The organism is Microbispora hainanensis, from assembly GCF_006874475.1.
GTDB classification, from domain to species: domain Bacteria; phylum Actinomycetota; class Actinomycetes; order Streptosporangiales; family Streptosporangiaceae; genus Microbispora; species Microbispora hainanensis.
Genome location: NZ_VIRM01000046.1, coordinates 33,500 through 50,185, shown reverse-complemented (window position 1 = coordinate 50,185; position 16,686 = coordinate 33,500). Strand labels below are relative to the sequence as shown.

The 16,686-nt window shown below is 73.5% G+C and carries 14 protein-coding genes; 6 read left to right on the top strand and 8 right to left on the bottom strand.

Annotated features, from left to right (window positions below; all coding sequences use genetic code 11):
• Positions 1-33: 33 nt before the first annotated feature.
• Entirely contained in the window at positions 34-882 is an 849-nt protein-coding gene (locus FLX08_RS29565) for a DivIVA domain-containing protein (protein ID WP_167530617.1), read from the top strand.
• 18 nt (positions 883-900) lie between these two features.
• Here the strand turns inward: FLX08_RS29565 and FLX08_RS29560 are convergent, their stop codons facing one another.
• From FLX08_RS29560 to FLX08_RS29530, 7 genes are all read right to left on the bottom strand, one after another.
• Positions 901-2,451, bottom strand: coding sequence for an FGGY-family carbohydrate kinase (locus tag FLX08_RS29560; protein ID WP_142623549.1), 1,551 nt, complete (start codon positions 2,449-2,451; stop codon positions 901-903).
• Entirely contained in the window at positions 2,448-4,124 is a 1,677-nt protein-coding gene (locus FLX08_RS29555; RefSeq protein ID WP_142623548.1) for a glycerol-3-phosphate dehydrogenase/oxidase, read from the bottom strand. Before FLX08_RS29555 ends, FLX08_RS29560 begins: the two co-directional genes overlap by 4 nt.
• 64 nt (positions 4,125-4,188) lie before the next feature.
• Positions 4,189-5,076: a 3-hydroxy-5-phosphonooxypentane-2,4-dione thiolase gene (gene lsrF, locus FLX08_RS29550; RefSeq protein WP_142623547.1), complete on the bottom strand. Its 888-nt coding sequence runs from the start codon at positions 5,074-5,076 to the stop codon at positions 4,189-4,191.
• Positions 5,069-6,094, bottom strand: a complete 1,026-nt coding sequence (locus FLX08_RS29545) for an ABC transporter permease (protein WP_142623546.1) — start codon at positions 6,092-6,094, stop codon at positions 5,069-5,071. The genes lsrF and FLX08_RS29545 overlap by 8 nt, the downstream gene beginning before the upstream one ends.
• Positions 6,091-7,050: an ABC transporter permease gene (locus FLX08_RS29540; protein ID WP_142623545.1), complete on the bottom strand. Its 960-nt coding sequence runs from the start codon at positions 7,048-7,050 to the stop codon at positions 6,091-6,093. Before FLX08_RS29540 ends, FLX08_RS29545 begins: the two co-directional genes overlap by 4 nt.
• Positions 7,050-8,561 carry a sugar ABC transporter ATP-binding protein gene (locus FLX08_RS29535; protein ID WP_142623544.1) on the bottom strand — a complete coding sequence of 504 codons (1,512 nt, stop codon included), beginning with the start codon at positions 8,559-8,561 and terminating at the stop codon, positions 7,050-7,052. The genes FLX08_RS29540 and FLX08_RS29535 overlap by 1 nt, the downstream gene beginning before the upstream one ends.
• Before the next feature lie 48 nt (positions 8,562-8,609).
• Complete coding sequence (locus FLX08_RS29530) at positions 8,610-9,734, bottom strand: ABC transporter substrate-binding protein (protein ID WP_142623543.1); 1,125 nt, start codon at positions 9,732-9,734, stop codon at positions 8,610-8,612.
• A 247-nt stretch (positions 9,735-9,981) separates the two neighbouring features.
• On the opposite strand from FLX08_RS29530, the gene FLX08_RS29525 reads away from it, so the two are divergent.
• The gene (locus FLX08_RS29525) at positions 9,982-10,719 is read left to right on the top strand and encodes a GntR family transcriptional regulator (RefSeq protein WP_142623573.1); all 738 of its coding nucleotides are present in this window, start codon (positions 9,982-9,984) and stop codon (positions 10,717-10,719) included.
• 13 nt (positions 10,720-10,732) lie between these two features.
• On the opposite strand, the gene FLX08_RS29520 is transcribed toward FLX08_RS29525, so the two are convergent.
• Complete coding sequence (locus tag FLX08_RS29520) at positions 10,733-12,190, bottom strand: PucR family transcriptional regulator (protein WP_142623542.1); 1,458 nt, start codon at positions 12,188-12,190, stop codon at positions 10,733-10,735.
• 94 nt (positions 12,191-12,284) lie between these two features.
• Between FLX08_RS29520 and FLX08_RS29515 the strand changes: the two genes are divergently transcribed.
• Genes FLX08_RS29515 through speB form a run of 4 tightly spaced genes read left to right on the top strand, consistent with a single transcriptional unit; the run spans position 12,285 to position 16,677 of the window.
• The gene (locus FLX08_RS29515) at positions 12,285-13,712 is read left to right on the top strand and encodes a purine-cytosine permease family protein (protein WP_142623541.1); all 1,428 of its coding nucleotides are present in this window, start codon (positions 12,285-12,287) and stop codon (positions 13,710-13,712) included.
• Positions 13,713-13,745: 33 nt separating this feature from the next.
• Positions 13,746-14,912: an alcohol dehydrogenase catalytic domain-containing protein gene (locus FLX08_RS29510; protein WP_142623540.1), complete on the top strand. Its 1,167-nt coding sequence runs from the start codon at positions 13,746-13,748 to the stop codon at positions 14,910-14,912.
• A complete protein-coding gene (locus tag FLX08_RS29505) occupies positions 14,909-15,736 on the top strand; it encodes a nitrilase-related carbon-nitrogen hydrolase (RefSeq protein WP_142623539.1) in 828 nt (275 codons plus the stop codon). Before FLX08_RS29510 ends, FLX08_RS29505 begins: the two co-directional genes overlap by 4 nt.
• A complete protein-coding gene (gene speB, locus FLX08_RS29500) occupies positions 15,733-16,677 on the top strand; it encodes an agmatinase (RefSeq protein ID WP_142623538.1) in 945 nt (314 codons plus the stop codon). Before FLX08_RS29505 ends, speB begins: the two co-directional genes overlap by 4 nt.
• Positions 16,678-16,686 lie beyond the last annotated feature (9 nt).

Sequence of the window (16,686 nt, the reverse complement as noted above, 5' to 3'; positions counted from 1 at the left end):
GACGGGCTTGAGCAACGGGCAGGGAGGTGTGGTGTGAACCGCTTTCCCCGCGTCATGGCCGCGCGGCTGGGATACGACCCCGCACAGGTCGACGAATTCGTGCGCAGGATCGAGCGGACGCTCGGCCTCGGCCCGCTCGACGGCCCGCCGGTGACCGCCGACGAGATCAGGAACGCCAGGTTCGCCGTCAAGCGCGGGGGTTACAACGAGACGGCCGTGGACTTCGCGCTCGACGCGTTCATCGTGGCGGTCGAGGCCAGAGGAGGCCGGGACACCGCCACCCCGGCCCTGAAGCCGCCGCCCACCACCCCGGCCGTGCCACCGCCACCCGCCCCCTCGGGGCCCACCGGCTCCGGATCCGCTGCCCTGGGGGCAGTCGCCGAAGATCGCGCACCGGCCGCCCGGCGGCCCGCCGGACAGGCCACTGCCGGAACGCCCCGGCCCGCCGCCTCGGGGTCCGCCGCCGTGTCCCAACCCGCCGGCGTGTCCCAACCCGCCGGCGTGTCCCAACCCGCCGCCGCCCGGGCCGCCTCGACGGCCCGGCCTCGCCGTACGCGTGCCGAGGACGCCGGCCCTGAGGAGAGGACGGGCACGCTCCCGCCGGAGCCGGGCTCTCCGGGCTGGCTGGAGACGCAGGCGGTGCGGGTGGAGCGGGTGGCCTTCCACCCCGGGCGGCTCGGCATGGGCTACCGGGAGGAGGAGGTCGACGCCTTCCTCGACAGGATGGTGGCGACGCTGCGCGGGACGGCGGCCGAGCCGCTCACGGCGGAGCAGGTCAGGAAGGCGACGTTCGCCACCGTGGTGTTCCGGCCGGGCTACGCGATCCACGAGGTGGACGGCTTCCTGGCCGAGATGGCGAACGTGCTGGAGCGCTGCCGCTGAGGCGATTCGCAAAGCTCGTCAGCGGCCGTCCGACGTGGGAGCCGGTTCGAACCCCGCCGTGCGATACCGCTCGACCTCCGACCACGCGGCGGACATCCCGGCCAGGCACCGGTCGAACACCTCCGCCTGCCGGACGTACGCCTCGCGGGCGGGACCGGGGCGGACGCACAGGTCGTCGCTGTCGCTGACCGACCACGGCACGTCGCTGTGCCCGAGCGCAGCGGGCAGCAGCGAGGCGACCCCGCGTGCGCCGAGTTCGCTGGTGAGCTGACGGCGGACGGGACGGCCGAGCACGTCGGCGAAGATCTGCGCCCAGACCTCCGACCGCGCGCCGCCCCCGGCCAGCCGCCAGGGAAGGTCGCCCACGGCGGCCCCGCTGGCCAGGACGCGGTCGAGTTGCACCCGGTGATACTGCGCGACCCCCTCGATGACCGCACGGGTGAGATGCCCGCGACGGTGTACGGCGGAGATGCCGAGGAAGGTCCCCGAGGCCGTCGGGTGCTCGGGGGCGCCGTTGACGAACGGCAGGAACAGCAGCCCGTCCGCGCCCGGCGCCACCGTCGCCGCCTCGGCCAGCAGGTCCGCCGCCGGAACGCCGGCGGTCGCCCGGTGCGGCGCCGACGCGGTGCTCAGCCAGTCGAGGTTGGCGGCCGACGTGGGGGCGACCTCCATGGCGAGCATCGTTCCCGAGTCGGGCATCAGCGCGCTGAGCGTGACCTCGGGCGCGGGGGTGGCGGCGGGGACGACGACCCCGTTGATGGCCCAGGTGCCCACGATGATCGTCACGTCGCCCGGCGCCCGGCCGCCCGCGCCCAGGGTGGCGGCCACGCAGTCCATGCAGCCCGCGATCACGGGCAGCCCCTCCGGCAGCCCGGTCAGCTCCGCGACCCGCGCGCTGAGTCCGGCCACGACCTGCCCGGACTCGCGCAACGGCGGGAAGCGGTCGAGGTCGCCGGCCGGAAGCCCCACCAGTTCGAGCGCCGTCGGCGTGTATTCGCGGGTGTCCAGCGCCACCATGCCGAACGCGCTCGCGTCGCTGTAGTCGGCGCTTGGCACGCCGGTGAGCTGCGAGGTCACCCAGTCCTTGCACGACAGCGCCCACCGGGTCGCGGCGTACGCCTCGGGTTCGGCGTCGTGCATCCAGCGCAGGAGCACGGACGGCTGGGCCGCCCAGGGGATGGAGCCGGTCTCGGCGGCCAGGCGGCGGGCGGCCTCCGGCTCGATCGCGTCCACGATGTGCTGGGCCCGGCTGTCCGACGACGCGATGGCCGGCCCGACGGGCCGCAGCGACGCGTCGACCGGGTAGAGCCCGTTGCCGTGCGCGGCCACGCCGATGCCGGCCGGCGCGTACCCGTCGGCGGCGAGTTTGCCCGCGAGGTCGCCGAGCAGCGACACGACGGTGCCGGCCAGCCCGATCATGTCCACGTCGTGCCGGTGGGCGGTCACGCTGGTGCGGGGAGTGCGGGCGTGCACCACCCCCACCTCGCGCCCCTCGGCGTCGAACGCGGCGGCCTTCGACGCGGTCAGGCCGACGTCGACCCCGACGTAACACGTGGCCAGGTTCGTCATGGTGTCCTCCCGTCGCTTGCCCTGCCTCCGGCCGCGCCTCCACCCGCCGCGGCGGCCAGCGCCCGGGGACGGTGGCGCCGCAGTTCGTTCTCGTAGGCGGCCACCTCGGCGCGGGCCCGCCCCTCGTCCCAGCCGAGGTGGCGTACGGCGACGTCGGCGCAGGTCGCGGCGCTGGAAAGGCCCATGTCGCCGTTGAGCCCGACAAGGATACGTCGCAGCATGACGTCGGCCAGCGTGACCGCGCCCTCCTCGCGTACGGCCATGACGACCTCGGCGGCCAGGGCGCCGGTCTCCTTGTCGACGACCTCGGCGAGCGAGGGGTCCTCCGCCGCGAGGTCGAGCACCCGGCGGGCGCGCACGCCGTAGAGCTGCAGCAGCCTGCGGGAGGACGCACCGTCCAGCGGCGACTCACGCAGGAAGTCGCGCACGAACTCCGGCCAGTCGGAGGTGTCCGCGCCGGGGAACGGCCGGGTCCGGGTGACGCACGGGCGGGGCCGCTTGCCGAGCACGCGCAGCGCCTCGTCGGTCACGTCCTCCGCGAGCGCCCTGTGGGTCGTGAGCTTGCCGCCGATGACCGTCAGCAGGCCCCGATAGGCGGGCGCGTGGTTGAGCACGGTGTGCCCACGGCTGATCTTGGCGTTGTCCGACACCTCGGCCGTGTACGGCAGGGGCCGGATCCCGGCGACGCTCCACAGCACGTCGGCGGGTGTGAGGTTCGCCTGCGGGAAGATCCGGTTGGTCTCGGCGAGCAGGTAGTCGATCTCGGCGTCGCCGGCCACCACCTCGTCCAGGTCGCCCTCGTAGGTGAGGTCGGTGCTGCCGAGCATGTAGCGGCCCTGCCAGGGGAAGACGAAGATGGGCCGGCCGTCGGCCGCCGCCTCGAAGAAGATGCAGGTGTCGGGGGCTCCGGGGAACGGGTCGAGGACGACGTGGCTGCCCTTGGTGCCGCCGTTCAGCCGCCGGCTCTCGATCTGCCCGTCGAGGATCCGGTCGATCCACGGCCCGGCGGCGTTGACGGTGACGGCGGCCCGGATCTCCCCGCGCTCCCCGGTCCGCACGTCCTCGGTGTGAAGGCCGGCGACCCGGTCGCTCTCGACGATCAGTCCGGTGACGGAGGTGTAGGTGAGGACGCGGGCGCCCAGGTGGCGGGCGTCGAGGAGCAGCTCGACGCAGAGGCGCTCCGCCCACGGCACCTGCGCGTCGTGGAACAGCGCCGCCCCGCGCAGGCCCTCGCGCGCCAGTGTGGGCCACCGGCGGGCCACCGTGCGGACCGGCACGCCCCGGCTGAGCCCGCGTCCCCGGCCCAGGGCCATCGTGTCGAACGCCAGCAGGCCGAGCCGGATCAGCGCTCCCGGCCGTGTGTTCCCCTCGTAGAAGGGGATCAGCATCGGGTAGTCGCGGATGAGGTGGGGAGCGGTGCGGAACAGCAGGTGCCGCTCCCGGATGGATTCGTGCACGAGCGTGAAGTCGTAGCGCTCGAGATACTTGAGGCCGCCGTGGATCAGCCGGCTGGAGGTGCTCGACGTGCCCGAGCCCACGTCGGCGCGGTCGACGACGACGACGCGCAGGCCGCGGGCGGCGGCGTCCCGGGCGATGGCGAGCCCGTTGATGCCGGCTCCGATGACGGCGAGATCGACGACGTCGGTCTCACCGAAGGGGACGTGTTGCGACATGGGTGGCTCCCGGAGGGTGACGGGCGCGGGTCCGCGGGCGGACCCGCGCCGGAGAAGGATCGGACTAGGCGGCGGAGCCGCCCGCCTTCTCCTTGTAGATCTCGTACGCCTCCTCGGGCTTGAGCCCGTCGTGCACGACCGCGCGGACCGCGGCGAGCATGCCGGCGGGGCTGTCGCTCTGGAAGATGTTGCGGCCCATGTCGACGCCGGCGGCGCCCTCCTGGATCGACCGGTAGGCCATCGTCAGGGCGTCGATCTCGGGCAGCTTCTTGCCACCCGCGACGATGATCGGCACCGGGCAGCTCGCGGTGACGGTCTCGAAGCCCTCCTCGACGTAGTACGTCTTGACGATGTGGGCGCCCATCTCGGCGCTGATCCGGGTCGCGAGGCGGAAGTAGCGGGCGTCGCGGACCATGTCCTTGCCGACGGCGGTGACGCCGAGCACGGCGACGCCGTGCCGCTGACCGGCGTCCACGAGCGCGGCCAGGTTGGCGACCGACCGCGACTCGTGCTCGCCGCCGATGAACACCTGGATGGCCACGGCGGCGGCGTTGAGGCGCAGCGCGTCCTCCATGTCGAGCGCGATGTGCTCGTCGGACAGCTCGCGCAGGATGCTCGGGCCGCCGCTGGCGCGCAGCACGATCCCGGCGCCGGTGGTCGCGGGGATGCTGGTGCGCAGCGCGCCGCGGGTCATCATGATCGCGTCGGCGTCCGGGACGAGCGGGGCGATCCGGGTGTCGAGGCGCTCCAGGCCGGCCATCGGGCCGACGAAGTAGCCGTGGTCGAACGCCAGCATGACCGTGCGCCCGGTGTCCGGCCGGAAGATGCGCGACAGGCGGTTGCGCAGGCCCCAGTCCTGCCCGTGCGCGCCCTTCACGTGGAAGCCGCTCGCCGCGGGCCCGGCGGACGTCCCGAAGTCGCGGGCGTCGAGCAGGCCGTCGGTGTCAGCCATCAGTGTCGTCTCCTGTACTAGTGGTGGTGGCGGTCGCGGTGCGCGATCGCCGTTTGAACAGAGATGCCGTACGGTCGCCTCCGCCGGCGAGGAAGAGGACGAAGAGCACCAGGCCGCCCTTGAGCAGGTTCTGCGCCGCGGTGCTCCAGCCGACGAGGTTGACCAGTCCGTCGAGCAGGATGAAGAAGAGAGACGCGCCCCACACGCCCACCGGGACCGCGCGACCGCCGGAGATGAGCGTGCCGCCGATGACCACGACGGCCACGGAATCGAGCAGGTAGCGGGTGCCGAGATCGGCCGAGGGCGCGATGTAGGCGGCGAGCAGCGCGCCGGTCAGCCCGGCCAGCGCCCCGCTCAGCAGGTAGGTCGACCCGATGATCCGGGCGACCGGGATGCCGGCCCGCTCGGCCGCCCGGCGGCTCTGGCCCACCGCGATCAGCGACCGGCCGTAGACCGTGCGGCGCAGCAGCGCGACGACGAGCACGGTCAGCACCGCGATCGCCAGCGCGAGGAGCGGGATGCCGGCCGGGCGCAGGTTGAGCGCCGAGCGCAGACCGGGGTCGGGCACGGCGGTGAAGCCGTTGGCCGTCGACAGCGTGATCGACGAGGCGACGAGCCCCGCGGCCAGCGTGGCGATGATCGGGGGGACGGACAGGCCGAGGATGGCCACGGCGCTGACCGCCGCGACGATGACGCCGACGCCGATCCCCGCGAGGATCCCCACAGCCGCGGAGCCGGTGGCGGAGGCCGCCGCCACCGAGACGAACCCGGCGAGCGAGATGACCGACCCCACCGACACGTCGATGTTGCCGGGGCCCGCGCTGATGACCAGCATCTGCCCGAGCCCGACGATGACGAGGTACGGCGCGAGCGACAGGGCGAGGGAGACCGTCTGCCCGCCGCCCTGGCCCGAGATGGCCAGGATCACCAGCCACACGAGCGCGGCGGCGGCGAAGCCCCAAATCCAGGGGGCACCGTTCCAGGGGCCGCTCCATTGGCGGGTCACGCGGATGTTCATCGCAGCACCTTCCCCACGACGACGCGGCCGGCGAGCACGGCCAGGACGATCACGCCTTGCACGGCCGACTGCATGTCGGACCGGACGTCGAGCAGGCTGAGAACCACGCTGACCAGCCCCAGCGTCACTCCGCCGATCGCGGCGCCCCACGGCACGGCGGTGCCGCCGGAGAAGGAGCCCCCGCCGAGGATCACCGCGGCCACGGTCGTGAGCGTGTAGCCGGAGGCCGACGACACGTCTCCGCCGCCGGTCTGGGAGGCCAGGACGAGGCCGGACAGCACGCCGAGCGCGCCCGCCGTCGCGTAGGCGAAGACGCGGGACGTGAGCGGCCGCAGGCCGGCCCGCCGCAGCGCGACCGCGTTGCTGCCCAGGCCGCGCATCCGCACGCCTGCGGCGCTGCGCGCGGTGAGCAGGTAGACCACCAGCGCGACGACCAGGATCGGCAGCAGCGGCGCCGGGAAGCCCGCGGGCTGCCAGGCGCCGAACGACGCCAGCCACCCGGGGGTCGTGCCGCCCGGAGTCGGCAGCAGGAACAGGCCGAGCCCGAGCCAGAGGAACGAGGCGCCGAGGGTCGCGATCAGCGCCGGCACCTCGCGGAGGTGGATGAGCAGGCCGAGCACGGCGTACGCCGCGACCAGCCCGATCAGGACGAGCACGCCGAGGAGGGGGGACGACACCAGCAGGGTGGCGGAGACCACCGTGACCAGGCCGACGAAGTTGCCGATTCCGAGGTCGATGTCGCCGACGGCCATGAGCGTCATCTGCGCCTGCGCGGCGATCACCAGCGGGACGGTCGCGGACAGGACCAGCGTGAGGCCCTCCACGGTCAGCACACCCGGCTGGAGCGACGAGCAGACGCAGAGCATCGCGACCAGCGCGACGGCGCTGACCGCCGCCGGGGCCGAGCGGCGCATCCGCGCGCGGTCGGGCAGCGCCGGGGCGAGAAGATGGGCCATCAGTCGTTCCCTCCGTCCTCGTTGAAGGAGACGGCGATGATGCGTTCCTCGGAGATCTCCTCGCCGGTCAGTTCGGCCACGATCCGGCCGGCCCGGAAGACGTAAACCCGGTCGCAGTGGGCCATCTCGGCGTTCTCGCTGGAGTACCAGACGATGCTCCGGCCCTTCGCCGCCTCCTCCCTGATGAGGCGGTACAGATCGCTCTTGGTGTGCACGTCCACGCCCCGGAACGGGTCGTCGAGCAGCACGAGCCCGGAGGGGGAGGCGAAGGCGCGGGCGACGATGACCTTCTGCTGGTTGCCGCCGCTCAGCTCGATGATCCCGGCCTCCGCGCCGCCCCTGATGGCGAGGCGCTTCACCCAGTCGCCGACCACCGCGCGCTCCTCGGCCGGGCGGCGCAGCCCGCGGCGGGCGATGCCGCGCAGCGCGGTCACGATCAGGTTGTCGCCCACGCTCCACAGGGGCAGGACGCCCGAGCGCTGCCGGTCGCCCGGCACGTACGCCCGCGTCACGTTCACCGTGGTGTCGCGCCGCACCGGCCGCCACAGGCGTTCGAGCACTTCCTGCTGGCCCTGGCCGGCCAGCCCGGCGAGGCCCACGACCTCGCCCTTGCCGACCCGCAGGGTGACCTCCCGCAGGCCGGGTCCGATGGCGCCGCGCAGCTCGGCCACCGTCTCCCGTGCCGCGGTCCCGGCGGAGGCCGTTCGCGCGCCGGTCGACGAGGGAGCGGCGACGTGGGCGCCCATCAGCTCGAGGACGTCCGGCTCGCCGAGCCCGGCGGCCGGCCGTTCCGCGGTGACCGCGCCGTCGCGCAGCACGGCCACCCGGTCGGCCACAGAGAGGACCTCGCGGATGCGATGCGAGATGAGCAGCACGGCGGTGCCGGCCCCGATCAGCCTGCGCACGTAGGCGTACAGCGACCGGGCGGCGTCCGGGCCGAGCGACTCGGTGGGCTCGTCGAGGATCAGCAGGTCGAGCCGGTCCACCAGGCAGGCCCGGGCGATCTCCACCATCTGGCGCCGGGCCAGTGACAGGTCCTCCACGCGGTCACGGGGGGAGACGCCGTGGCCGGGGAACATCTCGTCGAGGCGGCGGCGCACCGCGTCGCTCGCCGCCCGCCGCCACCGCAGGCGGGGCAGGCAGTGCCGCGAGGACACCCACATGTTCTCCGCCACCGTGAGGTCGGGGCACAGCGACGTCTCCTGGTAGGCCATCCGCACCGACCGGAAGTCCCCGGCGGACGCCTTCCTCCCGTGCACGAGGACCGTGCCCGTGTCGCAGGCCTCCAGCCCGGCGAGCACGCGCATGAGCGTGCTCTTGCCCGCGCCGTTGTGACCGACCAGCCCGAGCACCTCGCCCGCGCGGACCTCCAGGTCCACGCCCGTCAGGGCCCGGGTGCGCCCGTACGCCTTGGTCACGCCCCTGGCGGTGACGACGGGCGGCCGGGCGGCCGGTCCGGTGCCCGTCTGCGGCGGCGCCGTGCCGCCGGCCGGGAGATTGTCGACGTGCATGCCCGGTCTCCTCCGTCTCCTCGGTGCCGTGGTCGTCGCGAAGCCGGGTCAGCTCGCGGCCGACGGGATCGGCGGCTGGACCGGCTTGCCGCCGGTCTTCACGGCCTCGACCTGCTGCCGGAACAGCTCCCGGGTCCACGGCCAGGCGGCGTACTCGTCGGGCTTGAGCACCGAGGCCCAGGCGTCGCGGTCCTTCTGCTCGATCAGGACGATCGGGAAGGTCATCTGCTTGGGCACGTCCTTGCCGTCGAGCAGGTCCAGGGCCTCCCAGAGCGCGGCGACCGACTGACCGGGGTCGGACATGACCGCGACGGAGCCGTTGTCGATCTTGTTGTCCCGCCAGTAGCTCAGCGCGCGGCCGTTGGTCTCGAAGTCGACCGCGGGCACGGGCTTGCCCGCGGTGGCGAACGCCTGGGCCACGCCGTAGCCGTCGCCGCAGCCGATGACGCCGTCGACCTTCGGCACGCTGGACAGCACGCCGAGCACGGCCTTCTGCGCGGTGGCGCCGTCGCACATGCCGGTGACCGTCGCCACGGTCTTCACCCCGGGGTAGCCCGCGAGGATCTTCTTGGTCGTGTCGAGCATCTCGGCCTCGGGCTGGGAGCCGACCACCCCGCGGCTCACGATGACCGAGCCCTTGCCGCCGATGCCTTCGAGCAGCGGCTTGGCGGCGTACGTCGCCCAGTCCACGAAGCTGTTCTGCAGCACGTGGGCGCAGGGCGCATCAATGGCGGAGTCGAAGACCACGACCTTGACGCCGGCCGTACAGGCCTGCTGGATCACCGGCTGCAGCGCGGTGGGCGAGGCGGGGTCGATGAGCAGCGCGTCGGGCTTCTGCAGCAGCAGGCTCTTGATCTGGGCGACCTGCTCGGTCGCCGAGTTCTCGCCCGGCGCGTTCACGACCTTGTACTTGCCGATCAGCCCGTCGGCCTTGGCCTGCTCGGCGGCGGCCTCGAACTTGGCGATCATCGTCTGCCGCCAGCCGTTGCCGATGAAGCCGTTGCTCAGCGCGATGAAGGGCTTGTCACCGCCGCCGCCCGCGGCCGCGCCACCGGCGTCCGCGGTGGCGCTACCGGAGCCGCCGGAGCCGCAGCCCGCGGCCAGTACGGCGAGAGCGGAGATCGCCGCGGCGGAGGCGGCGCGCCAGGGCCGGCGTGTGGGACGCATGTGCATGGTGTCTCCAGACAGAGCGGGTTCGCGAGGGGGGAGAGTCGGCGTCAAGGCTTCGCCCGATCGACCTGTCATTACAGGCCTGTAGTGACAAGCAAACTAAGCGGGCGTTACGGGCCTGTCAAGAGCCTGTTTTCGGTCGCCTCGGACCACCGGTGACGGCTAATCTTGGTAACAGCCGGGCGCACTTGTAGTTACAGGTTCGAGTGGGGCATCCTGCTGCGGTGCCGCCGAGGAGGTTCCCGTGACGATGACCTATCCCCCGCTCAACCGCGACGGGGCGGAACCGCTGTGGATGCAGCTCATGCGGGCGTTGCGCGCGGAGATCGAGAGCGGTGTGCGCGGGCCCGACCAGCCGCTGCCGTCCGAGGCCGAGCTGAGCGACCTGTTCGGCGTCTCCCGCACGGTCGTCAGGGAGGCGCTGCGCGAGCTGGTCCAGCAACGCCTGATCTACAAGGTAAAGGGCAAGGGAGCCTTCGTCGCGCCCCGCAAGACCGAGCTGAGGTTCGTCGGATCGATGTCCGGGTCGGCCGACGACCTGCGGGAGTCGGGGCGCCGGGTGACCACGCAGACCGTCGGCCAGGCGCTCGGCGAGGCCGACGAGCGGGAGGCCGCGCTCCTGCGCATACCGCTGGGGGAGCAGGTCGTCCGGCTGCGCAGGCTCCGCCGGGTCGACGGCCAGCCGTGGCTGCTCGTCGACACCGCCCTGCCCGCCCGGCTCGTCCCCGGGCTCGAACGCGCCATCCTGGAGAACCAGTCGCTGTACGACGTGCTGCGCCGCCGGTATGGCATCGAGCCCGCCGCGGCCGACCGCTGGATCGAGGCGGTCTTCCCCAGCCGGGAGGACGCGGCCCTGCTCGAGGTGTCCACCTCGACGCCTCTGCTCGGCATCGAGTCGGTCGCGTGGCTGGAGGACAACACCAGGTTCGAGGCGTATCACGCCCTCCACCGCAGCGACCAGACGCGCTTCTACGTCGGCATCCGCTGACCCCGCCGGGCGTTCAGACCCGGCCGAGCTGTCCCGCGGCGCGGAGGGCCAGCCACACCTCGGCGAAGTCGCCCGTCGCCGACAGGTCGCGCCCGGTGAGCGCCCCGAACCGGCGCAGCCGGTACGCCAGCGTGTTGGGGTGCACGTGCAGGGCCCGCGCGGCGTCGTCGACGCGGCGGTCCCGCTCCATCCAGGTCCGCACCGACGCGACCAGTTCGGATCCGTGCTCGGCGTCATACCGCAGGACGTCGCCGAGCACGTGCTCGACGAGAGCGGTCAGCACGCCCACGTCGGCGGGCAGCCACCGGCCGGTGGTGTCCGCGCCGTAGGCGACCAGTGGCCGGCCCGACTCGGCGGCGCGGGAGGCCGCCCACAGGGCCTCGCGCTGGGCGACGCGCAGCGACGACCCGGGTGCGAGAGCGCGGCTGACGCCTGCCGCGATCCCCGGCACCGCCTCCAGCTCCGCCGTGTCGGCGTCCGCCGCCGTCAGCACGTACAGGTCGCTCTGGCGGCGGAGCATGAGGTGCGGATGCTCGCCGAGCGCCTGTACGACGGCGTCGTCCGCGGCGTCGCGCACCACGAGCAGCACGATGTCGCGGTCGGCCGCCAGGCCCGCCAGGGCGAGCCTGCGCCGCGCGGTCTCCGGGTCGAGCACGTCCTGCAGCAGCTCGGCCAGCGTCTCGGCGCCCTGCCGCCGCAGCGTCTCGCGTTCGCTGCGCACCATGGCCACCCGCAGGGCGGCGACGGTCGCGATGTGCTGGACGACGGCGAGCCCGGCGGGCCTGGCGCCCTCCCGCTCGAAGGCGACCAGGAACCCGGCAGGCCCGCCGGGAGCGGGCACCGGGAGCGCGAACCCGCCGGGGATGGTCGGCGGGGCCTCCATCGAGGCGGGCAGGCGTACGCCCGGCGGGGGCGCCGGCACGCCGGGCAGCAGCGGACGGCCCTGCGGCGTGGTCAGGTAGATCTCGTAGCCCGACAGCCGTTCGAGCCGCCGGAACAGTCCGGCCGTGTCCAGGCTCTCCGAGGCGAGCCAGCGCAGCGCGCCGAACACCTGGAGTTGTGCCCCGAGCCGCTGCCGGGCGTCCGCCTGCACCGCGGCCGCGACCTCCTGGGCGATCGCGATGAACGGCACCGCCAGCGGCACCTCCAGCACGGGGAATCCGCGGTCCTCGGCGACGTCGAGGAAGGCCCGGCGCAGCGGGGGGACGTGCAGGCCCGCGCTGAGCGCGAGCGCGGCCACCCCGGCGTCGTCGAGCCGCTCCAGGTACGCCCGCTGGGCGGCGGCGGCGCGCGGCACCCCGATGCCGGTCGTCATGATGACCTCGGCCCCGAGCAGCCAGGGCGTCGGATCCTCCAGCTCGCTGACGTGGGCCCACGACACCGACCTGCCGAGCCCGCGCTCGCCCGCCAGCACCTTCAGCTGCAGCGCGGGGGAGCGCACCAGGTCTTCCACCGTGTTGTGCCCGTCCACAACGCTCAGCCTATTTCCGGTGATTGACCCAATTGTTCTGATTTGGAGCCGTTAGGCACACTCAAGCAGTCTCCCCCCCGACCTGGAGGAATGTATGACGACGGCTGCCCCCTCCGCCTCGCCCGGCGCCATCGAGGTCCGTTCGATCGACTACGTCCCGGAGGGCGAGCGGCACGGCAAGGTCTGGCACCAGGGCCCGTTCTGGTTCTGCGGCAACTTCCAGCCGTACACCGTCGCGATCGGTTTCGTCGGCCCGGCGATGGGGCTGCCGCTCGGCTGGACCTCGCTGGCGAGCACGCTCGGCATCCTGTTCGGCACCTTCTTCATGGCCTTCCACGCCTCGCAGGGCCCCTGGCTCGGGCTGCCCCAGATGGTGCAGTCGCGGGCCCAGCTCGGATATCGCGGCGTCATCGTGGCGCTCGCCGGCACGCTCTTCACGTACGTCGGCTTCAACGTCATCGACACGGTCATCATCGACAACGGCCTCCACGCGGTATTCGGCTGGGGCAAGCCGGTGATCGGGCTCGTCATCACCGTGGTGGCCGCGGTGCTGGCCATCTACGGCTACGACTGGCTCCACCGGGCGTTCCAGGTGCTGTTCTGGATCTCGCTGCCGCTGTGGCTCGTGCTGACCGCCGCCATCCTGTTCGGGGGCGCGGGCGGGCAGGCGGCCCCCTCCTCCGGCGGCTTCACCTGGGTCGCCTTCATGGTCCAGTTCGCGGTCGCCGCGTCGTACAACATCACCTACGCGCCGTACGTCTCGGACTACTCGCGCTATCTGCCCCGGCGCACCAAGACCTCGCACATCGTGTGGTCGGTCTTCTGCGGCGCCTCGGCCTCGCCGCTGTGGCTGATCCCGATCGGTGCGTGGATGGCCACCCGGCTCGGCGTCACCGACACGCTCGTCGGCATCCACGACGCGGGTGAGAACGTGTTCACCGGCCTCGGCAGCGTGCTCACCGTCGTGTCCGTGCTCGTGCTGGTGGCGACCATGGGCCTCAACGCCTACAGCGGCATGCTGACCGTCGTCACCGCCATCGACACCCTGCGGCCGGTGCGGCCGACCCGCTCGATCAGGATCCTCACCGTCCTCGTGCTGGCCGTGGTGTGGGCCCTCGTGGGAATGCTGCTCATCGGCGACTTCTCCACCGCCTTCACCAACGTGCAGCTGATCATGCTGTACGTGCTCGTGCCCTGGACGGCCGTCAACCTGGTCGACTACTTCTTCGTACGGCGCGGCCACTACGCGATCACGCACCTGTTCCGCAAGGACGGCATCTACGGCATGTGGGCGTGGCGCGGGCTGGTCTCCTACCTGCTGGGCCTGGCCGCGATGGTCCCCTTCGTGGTGCTCAGCTTCTTCACCGGCCCGGTGGCCGAGGCCATGGGCGGCGTCGACATCGCGTTCGCCGTCGGGCTGATCGTGGGCGGCGGCGTCTACCTGCTGCTGTGCCGCACGCTCGACGTCTCGTCCGAGGAGGGCGTCGTGGCGGCCAGCGAGCGTGAGCTCGTCGCGTCCTGAACCCCGCCGGGTGTCGTCCGAGGAAGGAATCACATGACCGTCACCAACGCGGCCGTCCTCGTGCCGGGGCAGGGCCTGCGAAGCCGGGCGCTGCGCCTGGCCGGCCCCCGGGACGACCAGGTCCTCGTGCGCATCGAGGCGAGCGGCGTCTGCCACTCCGACCTGCACGTCCTCGACGGGGACTGGCCGGTCGAGGAGCCGATCGTCCTGGGCCACGAGGGCGCGGGCGTGGTCGAGGCCGTCGGCCCGGCCGTACGCGACGTCAGGCCCGGCGACCACGTCGTGCTGTCGTGGTTCGCGCCGTGCCGCCGCTGCGAGGCGTGCGCCGCCGGCCGCGCCTGGCTGTGCTCGAACACCAAGGCCGTGTCCAACACGCTGCCGGACGGCTCGACCCCGCTGTCGGATGAGGACGGCGCGCCCGTGCTGCCCTTCCTCGGGCTCGGCACGTTCTCCGAATATGCCGTGGTGCCCGAGACCGCCGCGATCGTCGTTCCCGACGAGGTGCCGTTCCCGGTGGGGGCGCTGATCGGGTGTGCCGTGACGACCGGGGTCGGGGCCGCCGTGCACACGGCGGGGGTGCGGCCGGGGGAGTCGGCCGTCGTCATCGGCTGCGGCGGCGTCGGGCAGGCGGTCGTGCTCGGCCTCGGCCTGGCCGGCGCCCAGCCGGTCGTCGCCGTCGACCTGTCGGACCGGCGGCTCGACCTGGCCCGGGAGCTCGGCGCCACGCACACCCTGCGCGGCGACGACCCGGCGCTGGCGGAGAAGGTGCTGGAGATCACCGGTGGGGCGCATCACGCGTTCGAGGCCATCGGCCGGGCCGCCACGATCGAGGCGCTGCCCGGGCTGCTGCGCGCGGGCGGCAACGCCGTCCTCGTCGGCATGACCGCGCTCGGCACGCGGGTCTCCTTCGACCCGTTCGACCTCGCCGACCAGGGCAAGAACATCCTCGGCTGCAACTACGGCTCCAGCGTGCCCGCGGTCGACTTCCCCCGGCTGGCGAGCCTCTACCTGTCCGGACGCCTGCCCCTCGACCGGCTGGTCGGCGCCGAGGCCGGGCTCGCCGACCTGCCCGCGGCCTTCGCCGGCCTGCGGGCCGGCACCGGCCTGCGCACGGTCGTACGGCCGGGGGCGCCCGCTGGGACGGACACGGGGGCGAACGCGGGTGCGGACACAGGGACGAACGAGGGGGTGCGGCCGTGACGCGGGTCGCGGTGGCGCAGCTCCCGCTGCGGGTGGGCGAGCCGGAGGCGAACCGCGCCGCCGCCGAGGCGGCGATCAGGGAGGCGGCCGAGGCCGGCGCCCGGCTGGTGGTGCTGCCCGAGCTGGTCAACAGCGGCTACGTCTTCACCGGAGCCGAGGAGGCCAGGAGCCTCGCCGAGCCCGCCGACGGCCGGACCGTGACCGAATGGCGGCGGCTGGCCCGCGCCCACGACCTCGTGATCGTCGGCGGATTCTGCGAGCTGGCCGGCGGGGCCGTACGCAACAGCCAGGTCATGGTCGACGCCACCGGCACCAGGGCCGTCTATCGCAAGGCCCACCTGTGGCACGACGAGCAGGACGTGTTCGTCCCCGGCGACGAGCCGGCCCCGGTCGTCGGGACCGCGCTCGGCCGGATCGGCATGATGGTCTGCTATGACCTGGAGTTCCCCGAGTGGGTGCGGTCCGTGGGCCTCGCGGGGGCCGACCTGCTCGCCGTCTCCACCAACTGGCCCGCCTCGCCCGTCCCCGCGGGGGAGCGCCCGGTGCTGGTCGCCTTCGCCCAGATCGCCGCGGCGGCCAACCGCATGTTCGTCGCCGTGGCCGACAGGTGCGGGGTGGAGCGCGGTGTCGGCTGGGTCTGCGGCACCTCCCTGATCGGTCCCGACGGATATCCCCTGGCGGGCCCCGTGCTGCGGGACGGGCCCGCCGTGCTGGTCGCCGACTGCGACCTCGCGCACGCGCGGGACAAGGCCACCGGCCCCCGCAACGACGTCCATCGCGACCGGCGGACCGACCTCTACTGGAAGGAAGAGCGCACGTCATGACAGAGCCCCGGGGACCCGTCGACTCCTCCCGGATCCCTCGATTCGCCGGACCGGCCACGTTCGCGCGGCTGCCGCGGCTGGACGAGGTCGGGCACGCCGGCGTCGCGGTGGTGGGCGTGCCGTTCGACGGCGGGGTCTCCTACCGTCCCGGCGCCCGGTTCGGCCCGGCGGCCGTCCGGGAGGCCAGCCGCCTGCTCCGGCCGTACCATCCGGGCCTCGACGTCTCGCCGTTCGCCACCATCCAGGTGGCGGACGCCGGGGACATCGCGTGCAACCCGTTCGACATCCGCGAGGCCGTCGAGACCGTGGAGGAGGCCGCCTCCGGGCTGATGGACGGCGGCACGAAGCTCGTCACCATCGGGGGCGACCACACGATCGCGCTGCCGCTGCTGCGGGCCGCCGCCCGGCGGCACGGCCCGGTCGCGCTGCTGCACTTCGACGCGCACCTCGACACCTGGGACACCTACTTCGGGGCCGAGTACACGCATGGCACGCCGTTCCGCCGCGCGGTCGAGGAGGGCATCCTCGACACCGAGGCGGTCTGCCACGTCGGCACCCGCGGCCCGCTGTACGGCAAGAAGGACCTGGAGGACGACCGGCGCCTCGGCTTCGGCATCGTGACCAGCGCCGACGTGATGCGCCGGGGCGTGGACGAGATCGCCGGCGCGCTGCGGCAGCGCATCGGCGGCCGGCCGCTCTACCTGTCGATCGACATCGACGTGCTCGACCCGGCGCACGCGCCCGGCACCGGCACCCCCGAGGCCGGCGGCCTGACCAGCCGGGAGCTGCTGGAGATCCTGCGCGGCCTGGCCGGGTGCGACATCGTCGGCGCGGACGTGGTCGAGGTCGCCCCGGCGTACGACCACGCGGAGATCACCTCGGTCGCGGCCTCCCACGTGGCCTACGATCTGATCGGCCTGCTCGCGCTGGGGAAGGCCTGACGCCAGGGG

What these genes read in the sequence shown, in the direction of transcription:
- FLX08_RS29560 (WP_142623549.1), bottom strand. Translation starts at nt 2,451, where the DNA reads ATGACGAACCTGGCCACGTGTTACGTCGGGGTCGACGTCGGCCTGACC.
- FLX08_RS29555 (WP_142623548.1), bottom strand. Translation starts at nt 4,124, where the DNA reads ATGTCGCAACACGTCCCCTTCGGTGAGACCGACGTCGTCGATCTCGCC.
- lsrF (WP_142623547.1), bottom strand. Translation starts at nt 5,076, where the DNA reads ATGGCTGACACCGACGGCCTGCTCGACGCCCGCGACTTCGGGACGTCC.
- FLX08_RS29545 (WP_142623546.1), bottom strand. Translation starts at nt 6,094, where the DNA reads ATGAACATCCGCGTGACCCGCCAATGGAGCGGCCCCTGGAACGGTGCC.
- FLX08_RS29540 (WP_142623545.1), bottom strand. Translation starts at nt 7,050, where the DNA reads ATGGCCCATCTTCTCGCCCCGGCGCTGCCCGACCGCGCGCGGATGCGC.
- FLX08_RS29535 (WP_142623544.1), bottom strand. Translation starts at nt 8,561, where the DNA reads ATGCACGTCGACAATCTCCCGGCCGGCGGCACGGCGCCGCCGCAGACG.
- FLX08_RS29530 (WP_142623543.1), bottom strand. Translation starts at nt 9,734, where the DNA reads ATGCACATGCGTCCCACACGCCGGCCCTGGCGCGCCGCCTCCGCCGCG.
- FLX08_RS29525 (WP_142623573.1), top strand. Translation starts at nt 9,982, where the DNA reads ATGACCTATCCCCCGCTCAACCGCGACGGGGCGGAACCGCTGTGGATG.
- FLX08_RS29515 (WP_142623541.1), top strand. Translation starts at nt 12,285, where the DNA reads ATGACGACGGCTGCCCCCTCCGCCTCGCCCGGCGCCATCGAGGTCCGT.
- FLX08_RS29510 (WP_142623540.1), top strand. Translation starts at nt 13,746, where the DNA reads ATGACCGTCACCAACGCGGCCGTCCTCGTGCCGGGGCAGGGCCTGCGA.
- speB (WP_142623538.1), top strand. Translation starts at nt 15,733, where the DNA reads ATGACAGAGCCCCGGGGACCCGTCGACTCCTCCCGGATCCCTCGATTC.